Source organism: Klebsiella africana, assembly GCF_020526085.1.
GTDB lineage: Bacteria > Pseudomonadota > Gammaproteobacteria > Enterobacterales > Enterobacteriaceae > Klebsiella > Klebsiella africana.
Genome location: NZ_CP084874.1, coordinates 3,086,098 through 3,106,102, shown reverse-complemented (window position 1 = coordinate 3,106,102; position 20,005 = coordinate 3,086,098). Strand labels below are relative to the sequence as shown.

Annotated in this window: 23 protein-coding genes and 1 pseudogene; 10 read left to right on the top strand and 14 right to left on the bottom strand. The window is 58.6% G+C overall.

Annotated elements, in window-relative coordinates; translation table 11 throughout:
- Nucleotides 1–11: 11 nt before the first annotated feature.
- The 5 genes from LGL98_RS15175 to LGL98_RS15155 are packed head-to-tail and all read right to left on the bottom strand — an operon-like array spanning nucleotide 12 to nucleotide 5,182.
- Entirely contained in the window at nucleotides 12–2,987 is a 2,976-nt protein-coding gene (locus tag LGL98_RS15175; RefSeq protein ID WP_136035034.1) for a phage tail tape measure protein, read from the bottom strand.
- Nucleotides 2,974–3,132: a GpE family phage tail protein gene (locus LGL98_RS15170; RefSeq protein ID WP_071839164.1), complete on the bottom strand. Its 159-nt coding sequence runs from the start codon at nucleotides 3,130–3,132 to the stop codon at nucleotides 2,974–2,976. The genes LGL98_RS15175 and LGL98_RS15170 overlap by 14 nt, the downstream gene beginning before the upstream one ends.
- Nucleotides 3,132–3,449 carry a hypothetical protein gene (locus tag LGL98_RS15165; RefSeq protein WP_047670696.1) on the bottom strand — a complete coding sequence of 106 codons (318 nt, stop codon included), beginning with the start codon at nucleotides 3,447–3,449 and terminating at the stop codon, nucleotides 3,132–3,134. Before LGL98_RS15165 ends, LGL98_RS15170 begins: the two co-directional genes overlap by 1 nt.
- A 45-nt stretch (nucleotides 3,450–3,494) precedes the next feature.
- The gene (locus tag LGL98_RS15160) at nucleotides 3,495–4,010 is read right to left on the bottom strand and encodes a phage major tail tube protein (RefSeq protein WP_004216461.1); all 516 of its coding nucleotides are present in this window, start codon (nucleotides 4,008–4,010) and stop codon (nucleotides 3,495–3,497) included.
- Nucleotides 4,010–5,182 carry a phage tail sheath subtilisin-like domain-containing protein gene (locus LGL98_RS15155; RefSeq protein WP_136035031.1) on the bottom strand — a complete coding sequence of 391 codons (1,173 nt, stop codon included), beginning with the start codon at nucleotides 5,180–5,182 and terminating at the stop codon, nucleotides 4,010–4,012. Before LGL98_RS15155 ends, LGL98_RS15160 begins: the two co-directional genes overlap by 1 nt.
- Nucleotides 5,183–5,336: 154 nt before the next feature.
- Between LGL98_RS15155 and LGL98_RS15150 the strand changes: the two genes are divergently transcribed.
- The 3 genes from LGL98_RS15150 to LGL98_RS15140 all read left to right on the top strand — a co-directional run bounded on the left by LGL98_RS15150 (nucleotide 5,337) and on the right by LGL98_RS15140 (nucleotide 7,276).
- The gene (locus tag LGL98_RS15150; protein ID WP_136035029.1) at nucleotides 5,337–6,476 is read left to right on the top strand and encodes a phage late control D family protein; all 1,140 of its coding nucleotides are present in this window, start codon (nucleotides 5,337–5,339) and stop codon (nucleotides 6,474–6,476) included.
- Nucleotides 6,477–6,519: 43 nt separating this feature from the next.
- Nucleotides 6,520–6,771 (top strand): ogr/Delta-like zinc finger family protein, encoded by a 252-nt coding sequence (locus LGL98_RS15145; RefSeq protein ID WP_004213128.1) that lies wholly within the window; start codon nucleotides 6,520–6,522, stop codon nucleotides 6,769–6,771.
- Between the two features lie 265 nt (nucleotides 6,772–7,036).
- Nucleotides 7,037–7,276, top strand: coding sequence for a putative hemolysin (locus LGL98_RS15140; protein ID WP_004203736.1), 240 nt, complete (start codon nucleotides 7,037–7,039; stop codon nucleotides 7,274–7,276).
- Here the strand turns inward: LGL98_RS15140 and LGL98_RS15135 are convergent.
- Complete coding sequence (locus LGL98_RS15135) at nucleotides 7,266–7,622, bottom strand: DUF488 domain-containing protein (RefSeq protein ID WP_136035137.1); 357 nt, start codon at nucleotides 7,620–7,622, stop codon at nucleotides 7,266–7,268. The genes LGL98_RS15140 and LGL98_RS15135 overlap by 11 nt on opposite strands.
- The gene (locus tag LGL98_RS15130; RefSeq protein WP_136035027.1) at nucleotides 7,609–8,118 is read right to left on the bottom strand and encodes a 2-thiouracil desulfurase family protein; all 510 of its coding nucleotides are present in this window, start codon (nucleotides 8,116–8,118) and stop codon (nucleotides 7,609–7,611) included. Before LGL98_RS15130 ends, LGL98_RS15135 begins: the two co-directional genes overlap by 14 nt.
- A gap of 145 nt (nucleotides 8,119–8,263) precedes the next feature.
- On the opposite strand from LGL98_RS15130, the gene LGL98_RS15125 reads away from it, so the two are divergent.
- Nucleotides 8,264–8,956: a CTP synthase C-terminal region-related (seleno)protein gene (locus LGL98_RS15125; RefSeq protein WP_136035025.1), complete on the top strand. Its 693-nt coding sequence runs from the start codon at nucleotides 8,264–8,266 to the stop codon at nucleotides 8,954–8,956.
- A 31-nt stretch (nucleotides 8,957–8,987) separates the two neighbouring features.
- Here the strand turns inward: LGL98_RS15125 and LGL98_RS15120 are convergent, their stop codons facing one another.
- Nucleotides 8,988–10,163, bottom strand: a complete 1,176-nt coding sequence (locus tag LGL98_RS15120) for a CynX/NimT family MFS transporter (protein ID WP_168435437.1) — start codon at nucleotides 10,161–10,163, stop codon at nucleotides 8,988–8,990.
- Nucleotides 10,164–10,272: 109 nt separating this feature from the next.
- On the opposite strand from LGL98_RS15120, the gene LGL98_RS15115 reads away from it, so the two are divergent.
- Complete coding sequence (locus LGL98_RS15115) at nucleotides 10,273–11,064, top strand: AraC family transcriptional regulator (protein ID WP_023297405.1); 792 nt, start codon at nucleotides 10,273–10,275, stop codon at nucleotides 11,062–11,064.
- On the opposite strand, the gene LGL98_RS15110 is transcribed toward LGL98_RS15115, so the two are convergent.
- From LGL98_RS15110 to LGL98_RS15100, 3 genes and pseudogenes are all read right to left on the bottom strand, one after another.
- Nucleotides 11,048–11,494, bottom strand: coding sequence for a DUF441 domain-containing protein (locus LGL98_RS15110; RefSeq protein WP_012968512.1), 447 nt, complete (start codon nucleotides 11,492–11,494; stop codon nucleotides 11,048–11,050). The two genes, LGL98_RS15115 and LGL98_RS15110, sit on opposite strands and share 17 nt — an antisense overlap.
- A gap of 116 nt (nucleotides 11,495–11,610) precedes the next feature.
- Entirely contained in the window at nucleotides 11,611–12,111 is a 501-nt protein-coding gene (locus LGL98_RS15105) for a YbaK/prolyl-tRNA synthetase associated domain-containing protein (RefSeq protein ID WP_136035021.1), read from the bottom strand.
- A gap of 95 nt (nucleotides 12,112–12,206) precedes the next feature.
- Nucleotides 12,207–12,363 (bottom strand): annotated as a pseudogene (locus LGL98_RS15100) (hypothetical protein).
- Here LGL98_RS15100 and LGL98_RS15095 point away from each other — a divergent pair.
- Nucleotides 12,358–13,494, top strand: a complete 1,137-nt coding sequence (locus LGL98_RS15095) for a glycosyltransferase family 9 protein (protein WP_168435436.1) — start codon at nucleotides 12,358–12,360, stop codon at nucleotides 13,492–13,494. The pseudogene LGL98_RS15100 and the gene LGL98_RS15095 overlap by 6 nt on opposite strands.
- 183 nt (nucleotides 13,495–13,677) lie before the next feature.
- On the opposite strand, the gene LGL98_RS15090 is transcribed toward LGL98_RS15095, so the two are convergent.
- Complete coding sequence (locus LGL98_RS15090; protein ID WP_004203750.1) at nucleotides 13,678–13,920, bottom strand: DinI family protein; 243 nt, start codon at nucleotides 13,918–13,920, stop codon at nucleotides 13,678–13,680.
- A 270-nt stretch (nucleotides 13,921–14,190) separates the two neighbouring features.
- Here LGL98_RS15090 and LGL98_RS15085 point away from each other — a divergent pair, with 270 nt between their 5' ends.
- Nucleotides 14,191–14,610, top strand: a complete 420-nt coding sequence (locus tag LGL98_RS15085; RefSeq protein WP_136035017.1) for a translesion error-prone DNA polymerase V autoproteolytic subunit — start codon at nucleotides 14,191–14,193, stop codon at nucleotides 14,608–14,610.
- Nucleotides 14,611–14,612: 2 nt separating this feature from the next.
- Complete coding sequence (locus LGL98_RS15080; protein ID WP_136035014.1) at nucleotides 14,613–15,878, top strand: Y-family DNA polymerase; 1,266 nt, start codon at nucleotides 14,613–14,615, stop codon at nucleotides 15,876–15,878.
- 6 nt (nucleotides 15,879–15,884) lie between these two features.
- Here LGL98_RS15080 and LGL98_RS15075 read toward each other — a convergent pair whose 3' ends face one another.
- Nucleotides 15,885–16,790, bottom strand: coding sequence for a LysR family transcriptional regulator (locus LGL98_RS15075; RefSeq protein WP_136035012.1), 906 nt, complete (start codon nucleotides 16,788–16,790; stop codon nucleotides 15,885–15,887).
- 167 nt (nucleotides 16,791–16,957) lie between these two features.
- Between LGL98_RS15075 and LGL98_RS15070 the strand changes: the two genes are divergently transcribed.
- Nucleotides 16,958–17,707 (top strand): SDR family oxidoreductase, encoded by a 750-nt coding sequence (locus LGL98_RS15070; RefSeq protein ID WP_136035010.1) that lies wholly within the window; start codon nucleotides 16,958–16,960, stop codon nucleotides 17,705–17,707.
- On the opposite strand, the gene LGL98_RS15065 is transcribed toward LGL98_RS15070, so the two are convergent.
- Complete coding sequence (locus tag LGL98_RS15065; RefSeq protein WP_136035008.1) at nucleotides 17,704–18,921, bottom strand: MFS transporter; 1,218 nt, start codon at nucleotides 18,919–18,921, stop codon at nucleotides 17,704–17,706. The genes LGL98_RS15070 and LGL98_RS15065 overlap by 4 nt on opposite strands.
- A 175-nt stretch (nucleotides 18,922–19,096) precedes the next feature.
- On the opposite strand from LGL98_RS15065, the gene LGL98_RS15060 reads away from it, so the two are divergent.
- The gene (locus tag LGL98_RS15060) at nucleotides 19,097–19,978 is read left to right on the top strand and encodes a LysR family transcriptional regulator (protein WP_136035006.1); all 882 of its coding nucleotides are present in this window, start codon (nucleotides 19,097–19,099) and stop codon (nucleotides 19,976–19,978) included.
- Nucleotides 19,979–20,005: the final 27 nt, after the last annotated feature.

The window sequence follows — 20,005 nt, the reverse complement described above, 5'->3', positions numbered from 1 at the left end:
TATAACTCCTGTTAATCATGGTCCCGGAACGAACCCCGGGCAGCGCGTTGCTGTTTGTCAATTTCTGCGCGGACCGCTTCGCCAACAAGTCGCGCCAGTTCGCGCGGATTGCTGCTCTGAATGCCGTGCAGATGGACGTGAATATCACCGGGAAAACTACCACCTGAAGCCGCAGCCGCCGTGTGGGTGCTTTGATTTCGGCGTACCGGTTGCCATGCTTGCGTCTGTTTTATCAATGGTTCGCCAGCGGCGATAACCGGGCGAGCGCTGACAGACTGGCGGACAAGCCTCGATTCCTGCCATTCACCACGCACTGCAAAGGCTGGGGGGAGATTTTTAAATACAATGTCACCCGGCCCGATACGTTTTCGCTTTTCCTCATCTAAAAGGCCTTTAGTGTTATCCGCGATTTGGCCCAGCCGCCGCTCTGTTCCAGAGTTGCCCCCGAGCACATTGGGCGGCGGGGCACTGCCTTTGCTTGCAGGCTTTTCAGATGACCATTGCCACTCCCTTTTAACCATGCGCCCGGATTTTTCATCCCATTCCCACATAACCGGAATAGCCCTGAGTCTGGCCGCTTCCAGCCTGGCTCTTTCAATGCCATCGGGGATGAGATCGAGCTTCTCCAGTAACCAGCCGACGCCTTCCATTAACTTCTGAAGGGGCCAAAGCAGAACGCTAAGTGCGGTCCCCAGGACTTCGCCAAAAGTCTGCCCGGCGCTGGCGCATTTGTTTAGCGCCTCGCGACTCTCCTCAACGGGCGTTAATACTTTTTTAAACCAGTTCCAGACGTTTTTGACGCCATCCCCAATGATCCCGAAAACGGGCGCCAGCCGGGAAAATGCGTTATAAACTGGCGCGAACCCCTGGATGACGCCTGTAAAAAAACCGCTAAAGAAGGCCTTAATTGGTCCCCAGTATTTCCAGATCAGTACTCCAGCCGCTACAAACGCAGCACCCACTAAGCCGATTGGGCTCAATAGCATTGATAAGCCGCCACTCAGCGCCGCAATTCCGCCTTTCACAATACCGAGCAGAGCAGGGATCCCGGTTAGCCGCAGTGCCAGCCCGCCAACGCCTTTTGACAGGGCGCTGATAGCCGTCCCCGGAGAGGTAAAGGAGCCAAGTAACGCACCGCGCAGTGGTACCATCATTCTGGTTAATACGCCGATGCGTCCGGCCAGGTCGCTGAGTAAAGCCTCCCATCCGCTAATTTTTGTCAGTGAGCTGCTGCCCACAGCACTCAACATGCGGAATGCTGATACCGCACCTCCGATTCCGCTCCCGCCGGACAGAAGCGCAAACCCAAGTCTGAGCTTCGCCAGCGGACCTATCAGCAGACCAGCAGCTAATGACATACCACCAATTACTGCGGTCAGTGCCAGTGCAGTCCCGCCGGCGAGTAACAACGTTTGTGAAAGTCTGGGGTTTTCTTCTACCCAGCTTTGAACAGTGCCAATAGCCCGGCTAAGCCCCTGTGTCAGTCTGCGCAATGGGCCGTCTACTGTCTCCGCCACAGAAATGCGGAACGCCTCCCACGCGCTGTCCAGCTCCTTCAAATCGCCACCAAGGTTGTCTTTTTTCTTGTTAGCGACGGCGAACGCCTCCTGATTTTTATGTGCTTCAGCAATTTGTTCATAGAGTGACTGGAGGTAGCCATCACCTGCGCCGTTGACCAAAGACTGGAGGCTCGTAAAACCCTCTTCTCCGGCGATATCTTTGAAAAATGAAACCTGATCCACCTCGCCAAAGCGGGAAACGCGTTTTTGTAGATCGAGAAGAATATCGAACGGACGTCGCATCTTTCCGCTTGCGTCGGCAGTCTCCACTCCCAGCTCTTTGAGTGCCTTTTTGGCTGCCGTAGTGGGGGAGGCCAGTCGGGAGAGCGAGCGACGCATTGCCGTCCCGGCCTCGCTGCCACGGATACCCACCCGCGCCAGTGTGCCGGTCATCGCCGCGGCTTCTTCTAGGCTAATCCCAAGTCCTGCCGCTACCGGCCCGACAACTTTCATTGTTTCGCCGAGGCTGCTAAGCGTGGTGTTGGTACGGGTAAATGTGCCTGTCAGCACATCGCTGACGCGGTCCATTTCCCCGGCGTCGAGGGCGAACTGTGAAAGAATATTTGAGCCGATGTCTGCCGTTTCACCCAATTCCATGCTGCCCGCCAGTGCCATATTGAGCACGCCTGGCAGCGCGGCACGGATAGCATCAGGCGTAAAGCCCGCCATTGCCAGAAAGGCCTGGCCGCTGGCGGCGTCGCGCGTGGTGAAGGCGGTTTCAGCGCCGAGTTTTTTTGCCTGGGAACGCAGAGCGGCCAGTTGTGAATCGCTTTTATCGAGCCGCGTCAGCGCCTGGACGTTTGACATTTCCTCATCAAAACCAACCGCAGGCGACAGGAAGCGTCCGGCGCCGTACCCGACAGCGGTTGCTGTACCTAATGCTATAGCACCGCCAGAGCGCAACTTTCCGGCCATCTGCTGCGCCCCCTCGTAACGTTTACGAGCTTGAGTGACCGCAGCAAGTTGCCGTTTTTCCCGTTCAAGGGATTGGTTGTATTGTTCTGTGCGGCGTATAGCGTTGCCGATGGTGGCGCTACTACCGGAAAGCATGACGCCATGCTGGCGCAGGGCTGATGCACTCTCACGGAGGCGGGCCACTTCCGTCACACGTTTTGCGGTCAACCGATCAAGCCGCTCACCCAGTCGCGACATCAGTATTTGCTGTTTTTCCGTCAGCGTCCCGTTTTTACGTTGCGCTTCTGACAAGCCATCAAAGCGGGCGCGGGCACGTGAGATGGAACGATCGGTTTTGCCGACGGCCGCGGTCATTCGCTGAAAAGTGGCACTGCTCTTATCGAGCCCTTTCAGGGTGGATTGTGTTTTTCTGAGGGAGTCGGAAAGGCCACCCGCACTCTGGCGGGCAGCATTAACGGGGCGGGTAAATCTGTCGATAGCGCTGAAAGCAACGCGTATATCAAGACTCTTCATCACTGGCACCACTTCGAAGCGCCGCCCGCTTGCGCCAGGCTATCACCTCGCCAAGAGCCATGCCGAAAACTTCAGAGGGCGGCCAGTTAAAAATAACGGCAATATCAGCAACCAGATCATCGATCTGGTCAAACGCAACGGTGATTACTCGCTCTCCGTCTCCGCCACGTTCGACGCTCCAGGCTCCGGCGGATTCAAGAAAGGGACCAGAAGCTCTGCCAGCCCGATAAAGTCCAGAGTGTGCATTTCGTTGATTTCTTTTTGTGTCAGCGCAGGCGCGGTGACCCGCGTCAACAGCGTGGCAATTGAGTCTGCATCCATATTGGCAACGCGGATAAGATTCAGGCCGCGCAACGATCCGGCCTGACTGATGGCGCCGGTGATTTCCACCTGACCGATCTCACTGTCTTTACGAACTACCGGCTGCATCAGCTTGAACAGGTTTTTAGTTTTTTTAGCCATGTTAAAAATCTCCGGGCGGCATCTTTGCCACCCTCTGAAAGGTTATTAATTGCCCATGCCAAGGGCGGAGGTGATGCGGTCCGGGAACATGTTCTGACCGTTCTTTTTGTAGATGAAATTCAGCAGATCGATTTCGATAATGGGCTGATCATCAATGGAGAATTTGTAGTAGGTGGATTTAAAGGTGTAGCTTTCCTCCGTGTCTTCTCCCTGTTTTGAGTCTCCACCGTCGAGTTCAGTAAATCGCCCGCGCAGCTCTACCTCGACAAGCTGGCTTTCGCCATCAGTGAAATATTCACCCGCAAAGCGCAGCCGCGTGCCGTCAATTTCTGCTCCGTATTCGAGAAACAATGCTTTGATGACACCACCAAATACAATGGTGGAATCCAGCGCGCCAGCCTCAAGGCCGAGATCAACACCGACCGCACCCAGCATGCCACCGCCCTGATAGTCCTCTACCTTTCGTGACAGTTTGGGGCGAGTGAAAGAGGTCACTTTTCCCAGATAGTTGTCGCCGTTAACAAAGCAGCTAAAAAGCCGCAGTTTGTGAGGAATAGCCATTATTCACCCCCGAGCGACGCGAACGCCGGTTCGTAAAAATCATCAGTAAAGGTCTGGTATAGCGTCAGATCTTCAAGCGGTGGGACCGGGCTGTAGCTATAGCGCACAATCAGTTTTCCCTGGCGCAAATCCGTGGTGCCGTTGTCCAGCGTGTCATACCAGCAGTCAGCGCCGATAAGCTGGCCGGCAGTGACTTTTTTGCTGAGAGCAGAGCGGATGCCGCTTACCACATCTTTCACGTTGGCCGGAGTGAGCGGGCTGTCAACAGAGGTAAATTGCGCCTCCGCAATACTGTCCGCCAGGATCTGCGCGGTACGGGTAAACACCTCAAAAGTGTAGGTTTCGGTGTCCGTGGTGCGGTTACCCCAGAAGCGGAAACCGTCACGCTTGATAAGCGTCGTGATTTCGTTGTTGTTCAGCTCGTTAGCGTCGCTGTCTTCTGCCTGCAATGCCCAGAACACATCCTTCGAAATACCCAGAACGTTATTCACCACAATATTCGACAGCGATTTGTGCCAGCCCTGGCTGTTATCAATAGCGGCGCGCAGGCCGCAGGCGTAAGCCGGGGCGGGAAACGTTTCGTTTTCATCCGTCAGGGGGTTGTAAGCGATGAAGTCCGGCCAGATCAGCATCAGCTCGCGGTAAGCGAAGGTTTTGCGATAAGCAATAGCCTCCGCCATGGTCGCGCAGCCGTTACAACCGGCATAAACAAAAGCCCGAAGATTCTGGGCAATCACGCAAAGCTGTGACGTTACCTCCTCGGTGTCGTAGTCCGGTACCGCCAGGATGCGCGGACGATAGCCGGTTTTGGCTTCCGCCGTCAGCAGGGCATACATTCCCGTATAGCTGTCGCCATCTGTTCCGCCAATAACGGCCTGGGACTGGCTGGCGCCGTTACCGGAAGCCTCTTTCACCCGGACAATTACAACGCGCGGGCTGCACTGATCGGAAATGGCTTTGAGGACTTTGTAAAGTGACCCGGTTTTACCTGCCTTTCCGAGGACGTTACGTACCCGTGTCAGCAGAACCGGCGTATTGAGCGGGAAGGTTTCCGGATCGGCGTCATCAGCAACCGCAACAATACCAATCACGCTGGAATCAATGTCATTGATTGCCTGCTGTAGGTCGGTATTTTCGCGAGAGCGGACGCCGTGAAAACGAGTTTCAGACATAAGTTCACCATCATGTTGCTCTTTAAGTTCAGGGCAATATTCAACGTTAAGTCTGCTGGCGTCGCCTGGTTGCCGGTCTTCCCGTTCGCTGACAACAAAAAGGGATTCAGCCCCGCGCGCGGGCATGGAATCATCAGCAAAAAACGGGGGAGTTATGTCGATAGCAGACACGCTGACAACAGCAGCCGAAGCGTATGTAGAAAAATTAAGTGAGGTCGTAAAAACACCGGATTTTAGTATCACGCTGGGTGGGGTTGCCCTGACCGAACTGGCCGACCGCATCACCTCGCTATCTGTTACAGATAACAACGGTTTTGATGCTGACCAGCTAACCCTGTCAGTAGATGACTCTGACGGGGTAACAGATTTACCCCCACGTGGTGCGGAGCTGGCGGTGTCCATCGGCTGGCTGGGTGAGGCGTTGATCTACAAAGGTCTCTACACCGTTGACGAGGTGGGGCATAGCGGGCCGCCGGATGTTATCGACATCACCGCGCACAGCGCTGATTTTCGCGAAGAGATGAACGTCAGGCGGGAGGTGTCCTGGCATGATGTGACGGTAGAGCGGGTGGTATCGGCCATAGCCCGGCGCTATGACCTGAAGCCGATGATTAGCGAGGCTCTGATCGACATTGAGATCGACCATGCGGATCAGACCGAAGAGAGTGACATGTCGTTTTTAACGCGCATGGCGGAGATGTTGGGGGCCATTGCCACCGTGAAAAATGGCTGTCTGCTGTTTATCTTGCCTGGGGGCGGCGTCAGTGCATCCGGTAGGGCGCTGCCATCGGCTGAGATAACCCGTGCCAGCGGAGATCGTCACAGGTTCCGCATTGCCGATCGCGATGCTTACACCGGCGTGAGGGCGTACTGGCTGGATCTTAATTTCGGCAAGAAAAAACCGGTCAAGGTCACTAAGCGCAAAACAAATACTGCCAGAAAAAAGGCTGAGGAGAAAAGCAGCCGGCCGGAGGGGGATTACATGGAAGGCGCTGAAGGTAACGTGTATGTTTTGCGTAAAACCTATCAGAACGAAACGGCGGCCAGGCGCGCAGCTGCGGCAAAATGGATACAGCTCCAGAAAGGCGTGGCACAGTTTTCGATAACCCTGGCGCGCGGCCGCGCCGATTTATATCCGGGTATGCATCTGACCGTGTCGGGCTTTAAGCCTGAAATCGATACTCAGGATTGGATAATTGCCAGAGCGGAACATGTGATCGGTGATAACGGATTTACCACGAAAATGGAGCTTGAGGCGAAAATAAGCGACTGGATTGCAGAAACTGAACAGTAGCGGCCATAATAGGCGTGAGTTCAACTCCCTATGGGAGATCATCATGTTTGTTTGTCCCTACTGCGGCGCAAACGCCCGTACCCGCACCAGCCGCCGGTTAAGCGAGTTCACCATCCGGCAATATCATCAATGCCAGAATCTTGAATGCAGTGAGTCATTCACGACACTTAACACCGTAGAGCGCAGAGTAACGAAGCGCTCAACCAGCGCAGATCCATTGCCGCCAGGATTCATCCCCGGCGACGCTTTCCCGGCTTCTCATTACGGGAACAGTCAACTTAGTCTTGCAGTATAAAAATAGCCCCCCTGGAAGGGGGCTATTCTTGTCAATGTGGTCGATATGTGGACACTTTTGAAATAAATCCTTTTATTTCAATTTATTAAATCCCAAAAAAAAGCCCCGTCGGGGGCGACGGGGAAAAACTCATTGATTATGGAATGATCTGTTCTCTGGTCAGTTCGAGAACAGGGGCTACTCTACGGGGCAAAAGTGCAGGCAAGATGGAGAAAACGTGAAGATTAGGGGTAAAATTACCGGACATTGAAGAAAGGGAGAAAAGATGAAAAAGTTACTGGCTATTTTGCCCCTGGCGCTGGCCGGCTGTGCCCAGCCGCAGCCCACTGCGCCGACGAAAACCATCGGCATGCCCAATCCCGCGGCAGTGTACTGTCAGCAATCCGGCGGTACCCGGGTGCCGGTGCAAACGCCGCAGGGCGTCAGCACCCAGTGCAAACTGCCCAGCGGCGAAACTCTTGACGAGTGGGCGCTGTGGCGCCGGGACCATCCGGCTAAATCGTAACCGGTAGGGCCGCCAGCCAGGCGGCCAGCACCTGGGCATGATTCTGCTCGGTGTTCTTCGCAGCGTATAGCAACGTCAGTGGCTGGCGCTGCGCCAGCGCCGCCAGCCGCAGGCCTGTTTCGCGATGGGTGTCGAGCTCCTGACGATAGCGCTGGCTGAAGTGGGTGAAATCGATCGCCTCGCCGTGAAAGGCTTTTCGCAGCTCTGTGGAAGGCGACAACGCCTTGCACCATTCATCACAGGCCAGCGCCTCTTTTTTGAGCCCCCGCGGCCAGAGACGATCGACCAGCACCCGATAGCCATCGCTGCTTTCCTGCGGGTCATACACCCGTTTACACTGAATCATCATCCTGCTCCCTCTGTGCCATCCAGGCGAGCAACTGCGGGATTTGCCCGTCGGAAAATACCGTGATGCCGTGGGCGCGCAGCAGCTCGGCCGCGACCCCAGCGCCCGCTTTGCGTCGTGCGCGAAAGGAACCGTCATAAACAAACTGGCTGCCGCAGGTGGGGCTGCCGTCGGTGAGTAACGCAGCCTGACAGCCCGCTTCCCGGGCGGCGTGGAGCGCCAGCCAGGCGGCCAGCTGATAATGTCCGGTAACGTCGCGGCCATCACTTTCCACGATCCGTGCCCGCCCGGCAAGGACATCCCCGCCGGTGCCGCCGACGATCTCCGCCGGCAGACGAGGTGTAGGCAGACCGGCCGCCAGTTCCGGGCAGTGGATCACCAGCCGCTCCGCCTGCTGCCAGCGGGACAGCGTCGCCGCCAGCTGTGCCTTCTCGCTACCGTTATACCGCACCTGGAATCCCATCAGGCAGGCGCTGACCAAAAGCTTACTTTTCATTCTTTCTCCCTTACGCGCTTGCTCCAGTATACCTCACCCGTCAGCCACGACGGCGGGGTGAAAATAAGGATTGTGTTCCGCCGGGGGGATCGCTATTCTGACGTGCCTTGTGCTGCCCGTCTCGTCCAGACATAAGGAACCTGCTATGAATACTCCTTTACGCCTCGCCCTCGTCGGCGATTATCACCCCGATATTGTTGCCCATCAGGCTATTCCCCTGGCGATAGACGATGCCGCCGCCGTGCTGGAGCAGCCGGTGAAATATGACTGGCTCGCCACCCCGTCGATTGTCTCCGGCGAGGCGCTGGCGGAGTACGATGCCGTCTGGGTCGTTCCCGGCAGCCCGTATCGTCACCCGGAAGGCGCGTTTACCGCGATCCGCTATGCCCGGGAAAACAGCATTCCTTTCCTCGGCACCTGCGGCGGCTTTCAGCATGCGGTGATTGAATACGCCCGCAACGTGCTCGGCTGGCAGGACGCCGGACATGCGGAAACCGACAGTGAAGGGCGGATGGTGATCGCTCCCCTCAGCTGCTCGCTGGTGGAGACCTCTGCCGTCGTCGAGCTGCGGGCGAATACGCTGATTGCCCGCGCCTATGGCCGGGAGAGCATTGAAGAGGGCTACCACTGCCGGTACGGCGTGAGCAGCGCGTTTGCGGCGGAGCTGGAGCAGGGCGATCTGCGCGTCACCGGCTGGGATGAGGAGGGTGAGATCCGCGCCGTCGAGCTGGTGACGCACCCGTTTTTTGTCGCCACCTTGTTCCAGCATGAACGTCATGCGCTGGACGGGCGTCCCGCGCCGCTGGTGCAGGCGTTTCTTCGCGCCGCGGCACAATAAACCCACCGGCAGCGGGCGCTGCCGGTCATCTTCAGGCGTGAATTTCCCGGTCGCGCCCGGCCAGGGCGCCGCAAACCGCCATCACCAGCGAAATCAGCGCCACCGCCATCAGCGGGATATGCCAGTCGCCACTGGCATCGTGGATCCTGCCCATCAGCGGCGGCCCGCAGGCGGCCAGCAGATAGCCGACGCTCTGCGCCATTCCCGATAACGCCGCTGCCTGATGCGCCGAGCTGGCGCGCAGGCCGATAAACGTCAGGCCGAGGATCATGGTGGCTCCGGAGCCAAAGCCGAACAGCAGTGTCCAGCCGATCGCCAGCTCAGGCAACAGCCACAGCCCGGCGGCGCTGATGGCGCACATCAGGGCGACCAGCACGGCGATCCCGCGCTGATCGCGCAGCCGATGCAGGATCAACGGTATCGCCAGACCGGGCGCGGCGGTCGCCAGCTGCAGCAGGCCATGCAGCGAGCCGGCCTGCGCTTCGCTATAGCCCATACTCTGCAGAATCGACGGCAGCCAGCCGATAATCACGTAATAGACCAGCGAGTTGATGCCGAGGAAGAGCGTCACCTGCCAGGCCAGCGCCGACCGCCAGATCCCCCGGTTATGTATGGCGCCTGAGCCGGTCAATGGCGTTTCTGCCCGGCGCCGGGACTGCGGCAGCCAGCTGAGGATCGCCAGCAGCGGAAAGACCATCAGCAGCAACAGCGCCCCGCGCCAGCCGAATCCGGCCGTCGCCACGGGGACCACCAGCGCCGAGCCAAGCGCCGCCGCGCCGCCCATCGTCAGGGAATAGGCGCCGGTCATCCGCGCGACATGCTGGGAGAAATCCCGCTTAATCAGCCCGGGCAGCAGCACGTTACCCAGCGCAATGCCGCAGCCGATCACCGCCGTGCCGATAAACAGCAGCGCAGCGGAGGGCAGGGAGCGCAGGGCAATGCCGGCGCAGATCAGCAGCATCGCCAGCAGCAGGCTACGCTCCATGCCGAACCGGCGGGCAACCCCTGCCGCCAGCGGTGAGACAAGGCCAAAGGCCAGCAGCGGCAGGGTAGTAAGCAGCCCGGTCTGGGCAGTGGTCAGGCCATAGTCGCTACGAATAGCGTCCAGCAGCGGTGCCGCGCCGGTAAAGACCACGCGCAGGGTGGTGGCGATGAGCAGGATACCGGCAATCAGCAGCGCGGGGCGGCGGCCGGTGGAGGAGATCACAGAAGACATATCATTCTCAAAGTAACTAACGAGGGGCTTACGATAGCGACTTTGTCCCCTGTTTAAATCAAGCTAAAATGACAGATTATCGCTAATATCGGACAACACAATGATCGGACTGGGTCTGGATGGTTATGAACCGGACAGTGGCCACGAATCGGCCATTGCCTTTCGTATTCAGGTAGTGGAGGCGGAACAGTATATTCCGGCGCATTCCCACCGTAAGGGGCAATTGATCCTGGCCCTGCACGGCGCCTTAACCTGCGAGGTAGAGAACGCGATGTGGATGGTGCCGCCGCAGTATGCGGTGTGGGTTCCGGGACAGCTTTCCCACAGTAACCGCGCCACGCCTGGCGCCCAGGTATGCTTCCTGTTCATCGAGCCGGGCGCCGCGCCGATGCCGGATCGCTGCTGTACGTTAAAGATTTCGCCGCTGGTGCGGGAGCTGATCCTTACGCTGGCAGAGCGCGGCGGGGAGTTGCTGGCCGCCCCCGCCACGGCCCGGCTGGTGCAGGTTCTGTTTGATGAGCTACCCCGGCAACCGCAGGAGCATCTGCAGCTGCCGGTATCAAACCACCCGAAAATTCGTCAAATGGTGACGATGATGGCCGAAGATCCGGCGCGCTGGCAGACCCTGAGCCAGTGGGCGGCGGTGTTCGCGATGAGCGAGCGGAATCTGGCCCGTCTGGTGGTGCGCGAAACGGGGCTGAGCTTTCGCCGCTGGCGCCATCAGCTGCAGCTGATCCTCGCCCTGCAGCTGCTGATCCGTGGGCAGACGGTGCAGCAGACGGCTCAGGCGCTGGGCTACGATTCCACCACCGCCTTCATCACCATGTTTAAAAAAGGGCTCGGACAGACACCGGGCCGCTATCACGGTAGCCTGGCTACGACTTCCCAATAAACAGCGAGATGATCCCGGCGGCAATCAGCGGCCCGACAGGGACGCCGCGAAACAGGGCAACGCCGAGTACCGTACCGACCAGCAGCCCGGCCACCAGATGCGGCTGGGAGCCCATCAGGGAGACACCGCGCCCGCCGAGCCACGAGACAAACACCCCGACCGCAATCGCCAGCAGTGATTTCCAGTTCATAAAGGAGTGGATCAGGGTTGACGGCGGCAGTGTGCCGCTGGCGATAGGCGCCATCACGCCGATGGTCAGAATGATGATCCCAACGGTCAGCCCCTGTTTCTCAATCCAGGGAAAGAAGGTATTCAGCGGCGTGACGCGCACGATAATCAACACGAGGATGGAGATCGCTACGGTGGTGTTATGGCTGATAAAGCCGAGCGCCGCCAGGCCCAGCAGGATCAACAGGGTGGTATCAAACATGTACAGAGGTCCTTGCCAAAAAAGAATGCCAAAAAATATCCCGCTTACTCTACGCATCGTGGCGTGAATAAACAGGATTTTTACGCCATGCGGCGGAAATCTGGGCGGATGCCCGGTTAGCTAAGGCGGCGAAAGGTCACGATCTCTGGTCGGGCGATATGTAAATAATCCTCGGTATCGAGAATGATCGACCGATCCAGGCGTCCGGCGTTAAAGGCGATTTGCGGAAAGCGCTCAAACAGCAGCGGGTCGGCCACCAGCCGCAGCGACGGATGGAAGCTGAAGGGGGGAATGGCACCGAACACGCAGGCGGTGAGGGCATCCACTTCCGCCGGACTGGCCAGCGAGGCTTTGTTGCCGCCGATATGCCGGGCCAGGCTGGCGAGGTCGGCCTGCCGATCGGCAGCGAGGATCGCCAGCACATGCTGGTTGACGCCGTTTCCTTTCACTTTACAGACTAACGCTTTCGCGCCCTGGCCAAGCGCGGTGCCGCGGATCGCCGAGACGGCTTCGCACTGGCCGACCGCGTCGTGCGCCATCACCCGGTAGCGCGCCCGGTGCTCGTCGAGCAGCGCGCACAGCCGCTGGTGGATATTACCTTCTACTGCTTCAAGCATAGCGTCCTCCTGACATCATAAAGCAGCCAGCTTAGCGCTGTTGCGCCAGCCTGCCAACGGTGGGCCAGGAAATTCACTATTCACTCATTATTGCTTCACAGTGCTGTGGTGCAATCCCGCAGGCGCAGATGAGTTTTGTAAATAAAAAAAAGAATGATTTTTATTTTCAATCGAACTTTTTTTATTTCGCTCAGTCTCTATCGGACGACACAGAATATTAATAATTGCCGTAATGAGGTTAGGATGATGCACGATGCAACCATGCAGGGTTCCCCACGCAAGAAGTTTAATAAAATAAGGGAGCTCAACAGACGGCGAAATTACTTTACTAAGAAAGTACGTAATGCCCTGCGGGTGGGAGTGGCGAAAGCGCTCTGGGATCGCCGACGCCGTCAGCCGGTGGATTTGTCGTCCGCGAAAACCGTCTTACTGATGCGCAATGAGGGGGCGGTCGGCGATGTGGTGGTAGACTCTGCGCTGGTGAAATGCCTGCATGAGTCAGGCTATATCGTTGATTTTCTGCTAACGACATCCAACAGCCAGGTGATGCGTTATAACCCGCGGATCCGCCATATTTATGAAGCCGAACCGGTCAATTCCGCCGATTTTTTGCGTAAATTTAACCATAACGTTCCTCGTGATGTTATTAATGAACTGGCTAATAATAAGTACGATATTATTATTGACCCTTCGTTATTCGATATTCCCGTGCATCGCCTGCGGCTTTTCCGACAAATAAAAGCCAAATCAGTGCTCGGGTTTAATAAATGGCCATCGATTAAGCACTACTCCCACTCGTTTGATTTTGACTGCCAGCGCTGGCACGTGACGAAGACATTCGCATTGATCGCCGATTATCTCAAACTGGACACTCGCGGGCTGGACGGTTACGACCTGGCGGTTCCCGGGCAAATTATGCAGGAGGTTGCGCAGTATCTGGCGTCGCTAAGCGGAAAAGCAGTGGTGATTAATATTTTTGCCGGCCACGCCGACCGCAGCCTGTCTCAGACGCAGCTGGCCGAACTGCTCGACAAGCTGCGGGCTCGCCATCCGGAGCTGGCGGTTATTCTGCTCGATCACCGGCGCGAGATCCGCCTCCCGCTGCCGCCGGAGGTGGTGATTAACCCGTTTAATACGCTGCACCATGCGATGGCGCTGATTGCCCAGGCGGAGCTGATTATCTCCCCGGACACCTCGGTGGTGCATATGGCGGCGGCGTGGAACAAACCGCTGATCGCGGTCTATAAGGACGTTCTGCTTAATAATCGGCTGTGGGCCCCGGGCTATGACAACGCCAGACAGATTATTGTTAAATGCGGGAAGGTGCATGAGCATCACGAACTGGTGGATAAAATTATAGCGGCGCTACCGGAGACGCTGTGAGGGCGATGAGGAAGGGCCAGCAGGCATGCCCGGGAAGCTCACCTGCTGGCCGTATGCAAGAGCCAGCAGGTGAGCGAAGGTTGCATTGCCAGTCTGCAACCGCCGCTATTGTACTGTTGCCCGCTGCTCTGCCACATCCGGGAAAGCTCTTAAAGAGATGGCTGCCGCGAACGATAGGCGGCATCACTCTTCAGTGAGCCACATATCCGCCTCTTCAAACATCTCCTGCACCGTGCGGCTGATCAGCTCTTTTTCATGCTTGCTGGCGTCGGTATTGATCGCGGGCAGCGTCATCATCGGCTTCACGCGCACTTCCGCCTCCGGAAAAATGCGCTGCATGCGTTTGGTCAGCTCGTTAAGAATGGTCTCTCTGGCGCCCGGCAACCCGGCAAAATTGCGCTTGTCATAAATCAGTTCCACAAACATCTTCTGTCCTCTGTATGCTGATCGCGGGCGATAGTTTTACTGTATTAATGTACAGTGTCAAGCGAATGCCGCGGCGCTTCTCATCCGCCACCTCGCGCGGCGACCGGGCTGTGCGCAAAAGCAACAAACGGTTCGCCACCGCCGAAAGCGACCTTTAGTGACATCAAGGAGTTATCTCAGTGCTAGCGATTGATAGCCAGCGCCTATATTGACCGACAAAACCGGCAAAACTACTGTATATATATTCAGTATTATGTGGTGGGTTGAAAAATGAACTTTTACACGCCGGTTGAGCTACGTCAGATTATCTCCTTTCCCTTTTTTGCCGACCTGGTGCAGTGCGGCTTTCCCAGCCCGGCTCAGGACTATGTCGAGAAGCGAATCGACCTCAACGAGCTACTGGTGCAGCATCCCAGCGCGACCTATTTTGTCAAAGCCGCTGGCGACAGCATGATCGATGCCGGTATTGACGAAGGCGATCTGCTGGTGGTGGACAGCGCGCGTAAAGCGGAGCATGGCGATATCGTGATTGCCGCCGTCGGCGGCGAATTTACGGTAAAAAAGCTGCAACTTCTGCCGCGAGTGCAGCTTAACCCGATGAACCCGGCCTATTCGCCCATCGTGGTCGGCCGCGAGGAGACGCTCGATATTTTCGGCGTCGTGACCTACATCATCAAGGCGGCGGGCTGATCATGTTCGCGCATTGTGATGTGAACGCCTTCTATGCCAGTTGTCAGACCGCCTTCCGGCCAGACCTGAAGGGGCGGCCGGTGGTGGTGCTGTCGAACAACGACGGCTGCGTGATCGCCCGCTCGGCGGAGGCGAAGCCGTTTGTGAAAATGGGCGAACCCTACTTTAAGCAGAAGGCGGCGTTTCTTCGCTACGGCGTCGTGGCGTTCAGCAGTAATTATGAGCTGTATGCCGACATGTCCAACCGGGTGATGACCACCCTGGAAGAGCTCGTCCCGCGCTGCGAAATTTACAGTATCGATGAGGCCTTTTGCGATGTCAGCGGCGTGCGCCATTGCAGAGATCTGACCGACTTTGGCCGGGAAATCCGCGCCACGGTGCTACAGCGCACCCATCTGACGCTGGGCGTCGGGATCGCGCCGACCAAAACCCTGGCGAAGCTGGCCAACCACGCGGCGAAGCAGTGGCAGCGGCAGACGGGCGGGGTGGTGGACTTATCCTGCCCGCAGCGGCAACGGAAGCTGATGGCGCTGCTGCCGGTGAGTGAGGTCTGGGGTATCGGGCGGCGGATCGGCAAAAAGCTCGAAGCTATGGGGATCGGCACAGTACTCCAGCTGGCGGAGAGCGATATCCGCTTTATCCGCAAGCATTTCACGGTGGTCCTCGAGCGAACGGTACGGGAGCTGCGCGGCGAGCCTTGCCTGGCGCTGGAGGAGTTTGCCCCCGCTAAGCAGGAAATTATCTGTAGCCGTTCGTTCGGGGATCGCATCACGGCCTATGAGGATATGCGCCAGGCGATCTGCAGCTATGCCGCACGGGCGGCAGAAAAGCTGCGCGGCGAACATCAGTACTGCCGGTTTGTTTCCGCCTTTGTCAAAACCAGTCCCTTCGCGCTGAATGAACCCTATTATGGCAACAGCGCCTCGCTAAAGCTGCTGACGCCGACGCAGGACTCCCGGGATATTATCGCCGCGGCGACGAGCTGTCTGGATGCTATCTGGAAAGCGGGGCATCGCTATCAGAAGGCCGGCGTGATGCTCAGCGATTTCTACAGCCAGGGCGTCGCCCAGCTGAATCTGTTCGACGAGCTTGCTCCACGACAGAACAGCGCCAGGCTGATGCAGGTGCTCGACCAGCTGAATGCGAAAAATGGCAAGGGCGCGCTCTATTTTGCCGGCCAGGGGATCCAGCAGCAGTGGCAGATGAAGCGGGAGATGCTCTCGCCGCGCTACACCACACGATACGGCGACCTGCTCCGCGTCAGATAACGCGCGCTATCCCCGTACCGCGGCCGGAAACACCGCCGCCAGCCAGTCAATAAAGACGCGGAGCCGGGGCGGCACGTGCCGGTGCCGGGCATAGATGACGTGAAAGGGATAGGGGGCCGGGCGCCAGGCGCTGAGGATCTCCACCAGTTCACCACTCGCCAGCGCCGGTTTCAGCGAATAGGTAAACGTCTGCACAATGCCTAAGCCCGCCTCGCCAGCGGCAATATGCGCGTTGCTCTCATTGATGCCGAGATGGGGCTCTGTCTTCAGCTCGGTGCTGACGCCGTGACGCGTAAAGCGAAACGGGAACGCTCTGCCGCTGGCCGGCGACAGATAGCTGATGAGCCGGTGGCCATGATGGAGTTCATCCGGCGAGGCGGGGGTGCCGTAGCGCTGAAGATAGCCTGGGGTGGCGCAGGTGACCAGCGTCGCCTCGCCGATTTTACGGGCGATCAGCGTCGAGTCTTCCATCGGACCGCCGCGGATGGCGCAGTCAATATTGCCGCTGATGAGGTCCGCGGGTTTATCGGCCACCTGCAAATCGATACGGATATCCGGCCAGGAGGTCATAAAGTCCGCCAGCAGCGGGATCAGCACATCGCACGCGGTCGACCCGCCGATGGCGATCCGTAGATGGCCCTTCGGCTTATTGTGGGCGGTATTGAAAGACGCGTCGATCTCTTCCAGGTCTTCCAGCAGACAGCGGGCTTTTTCATAGTACTCCCGTCCTTCCGGCGTCACGGTAATACGCCGGGTGGTGCGCTGCAGGAGGGAAACCCCAAGGTGCGCTTCCAGTTGCTGGATGGTTTTGCTGAGCGTGGCGTTGGGCATATCAAGCGAGTCCGCGGCGCGGGTAAAGCTGCCGGCTTCGACAACGCGGGTAAAGGCTTTGAGGGCTGAAAACCGGTCCATTATTCGCTGTATCCTGGTTAGCGGGCGTCCATTATCCACGGAGGGGAAAAGTGTTTTTCAGATTAGGCCATTTTTCCGCCTCACTGAGGCGATTACAGTGCTTTCCATACCTGGCGGGGCGCTTTCGCGAACCTGGCCTGTTTATACTCTAACCAAGGAAATGCACCATGAGCAAAAAACTTGCGGATAAAGTGGCGTTAGTGACCGGCGGCAGCACCGGTATTGGCCTGGCGTCGGCGAAAGCGCTGGCGGAGCAGGGCGCGAAGGTGTATATCACCGGCCGCCGTCAGGATGCACTGGATGCGGCGGTCAGTTTTATCGGGCCTGCCGCCCGGGGGATCCGCGCCGATGCCGGCGTGTTAAGCGACCTTGACGCGGTATTTGCGACCATTGCCGAAGAGTCCGGCCGGCTGGATGTGTTGTTTGCCAATGCCGGCGGCGGGGATATGCTGCCGCTCAGCGCCGTTACCGAAGCGCACATTGACCGGATTTTTGCCACTAACGTGCGTGGGGTGGTGTTCACCGTCCAGAAAGCGCTGCCGCTGCTCACCGATGGCGCCTCGGTGATTTTGACCGGCTCTACGGCGGCGGTTAAAGGGACGGCTAACTTCAGCATCTATAGCGCCAGTAAAGCCGCGGTACGCAGCCTGGCACGCTCCTGGGCGCTGGAGGTTAACGATCGTGGGATCCGCATCAATGTGGTCAGCCCTGGGCCGGTGCGTACTCCGGGTCTGGGAGGACTGGTGGCGGAGGCTGATCGTCAGGGCTTGTTCGACGCCCTGGCCGCGGACGTACCGCTCGGACGGCTGGGCGAGCCGGAGGAGATTGGCCGGACGGTGGTATTTTTAGCGTCTGACGAGTCGAGCTTTATTAACGCCGCAGAGATCTATGTCGATGGCGGACTGGCGCAAATCTAAGCGCCAGCCGTCGCCGCACTGACCTGACCGGGCAGAGGCGCTTTCAGCAGGGCGATCAGCAGCGTACTGCCCACCATGATCCCCGCCGCCAGCCATACCATTCCCGACAGGCCAGCTGAGGCGATCAGCTGGCCGCCAGCAAGCGCCCCGGTGCCGATCGCGGCATTAAAAATAGCCACGTAAATGGCGGACGCCGGTTGGGCGACCGGGCCTGCGCTGCGCAGCAGCCAGGTCTGTAAGCCGACGAACACAATCGCGATACCGGCGCCCCACAGGGCTAACAGCAGCCCGCTAAAACAGAAAGGCAGGGGAGCAAGTCGTCCGGTGCCGAGGAGCGCCAGCGCGCCCCCGCTCAGCAGCAGTGAAGCAAAAATCAGCCCCTTCAGATGACGATCGATAAGCTTACCCGCGATAACGTTACCCACCAGCCCGGAGATCCCTGACAACAGCAACAGACCAGAGAGGGCGGTCGCCGGTACTCCCTGAAGTGTTATCAGCAGCGGTTCAACATAGGTGAAGTCGGCAAAGTGAGCGGTAATGATGCAGGCCGTGGCGCCATACAGGCCGCAGAGCAGCGGATTACGGAAGATCTCGCGATAAACACGCAGCCTGACGGGGGGGGGCGCGGCCAGAGCGGGCAGCGTCGAGCATAGCGCTGCCGCTGCGGCCAGTGACAACAGGGCCACCGCCAAAAACGCGTGTCGCCAGCCCGCCAGGGTGGCGATAAAGCTCGCCAGCGGTACCCCCACCACGCTGGCCGCCGACACGCCGCCAAAAATAATTGCCGTCGCCAGCCCCAGCCGGTGCGGTGGCACCAGCTGCGCGGCGACGATGCCAATTAAGGCCCAGAAGGCGCCATGCGCCAGGGCGCCAATCATGCGGGCGCTCATCAGGGCGAACATGGAATAAGACCGGGTCGCGGCGAGGCAGGAAAGCGCCAGGGTTAGCATCAGCCCGACCAGCAGCGCCTTGCGTGAAATACGCGCCGGCATCGCGCCGGAAAGCAGGGCCGCCAGGGCGCCCACCCAGCCGTAGGCGGTGACGGCAAGCCCCATACCGGATTCCGTCTGGTGAAAATCCGCCGCCAGGGCGCTGAGCATGCCCACAGGCGCCAGTTCGCTGGTGACGATCGAAAAGGCGCAGATCCCGAGCGCAATGACGGCTATCCAGACGCGCGCCGGGGTTGGGTTAAGGGGTAAAGCAATCTCTTTCATGTCAGGCGTATCCTAAGAGGAGGAAAGCCGCGCAAGATGCACGGACGTTCAGGTGAGGAGAGAACAGGCGATCGGATGGCCTGTTTGTCTCCGTGAGCGACGTGCAGTATCCTCCCTGCAAAATTGATAAAAAAGAGCAGAAAACGGATAGCCGTTTTCCATAATTGGAAAATAGATGACAGCAGAGTTTAACTGGGATGATGCGCGCATTTTCCTCGCCATCGTCCGGGCGGGAACGCTGAGCGGCGCCGCCGACAACATGAACATGGGGATTGCCACGGTGTCCCGCAGGCTGGATCGTCTGGAACAGGCGCTGAAGGTCCCGCTTTTTAGCCGCCATCAGAACGGCTATCGCCTGACCGACGATGGCGAAGCCCTGCTCGCGCGGGCGGAGGCGCTGGAATACGCAGGCCTGGCGTTCGGCGAAGCGGCGCAACTGCAGGGGCATGTCGCCGGGGTTGTCCGCCTGGCCACCTCGGATAACCTGGCCACGCATTTTATTCTGCCCTCCCTGAAAGGGCTCCTGGACCACTATCCCGACCTGCGGGTGGAGGTGCTGAGCGGTGTGCGGTCGGTGAACCTGCACCGTCGGGAGGCCGATCTGGCGATCCGTATGGTCAAGCCTGACGTCGGGCATTTAACATTAAAGCGGCTGGGGACGGTGGGGTTTGGCGTCTATGGCGCCGCCGGCTATCTGGCTGGTGCGGACGGCCTGTCGCTGAGCGAGGCGGACTTTGTAGGGTGGCCGGAAACTCACCAGCACCTGCCGGCCGCACAATGGATCACGCGCATCCTGCGCGGGCGACCGTGTAAAGTCGAAGCCAATACGCTTGTGGCCCAGGTTGCTGCGGTATCCGCGGGCCTCGGACTGGGCGTCCTGCCGCACTTTATGGCGCGGGCCAGCGGCCTGCACTGCCTGCAGCCGGAGATCGGCGCGGATCAGACACTTTGGCTGGTGATGCATTCTGACCTGGCCGGGTCCAGACGCGTACGGGTTATCGCCGACCATCTCATCACCCTTTTTGCGGACCATAAAGATCGTCTGGCGTTGCCCTGAAGGGGCGCGGCTTGGGCGTGTATCGAT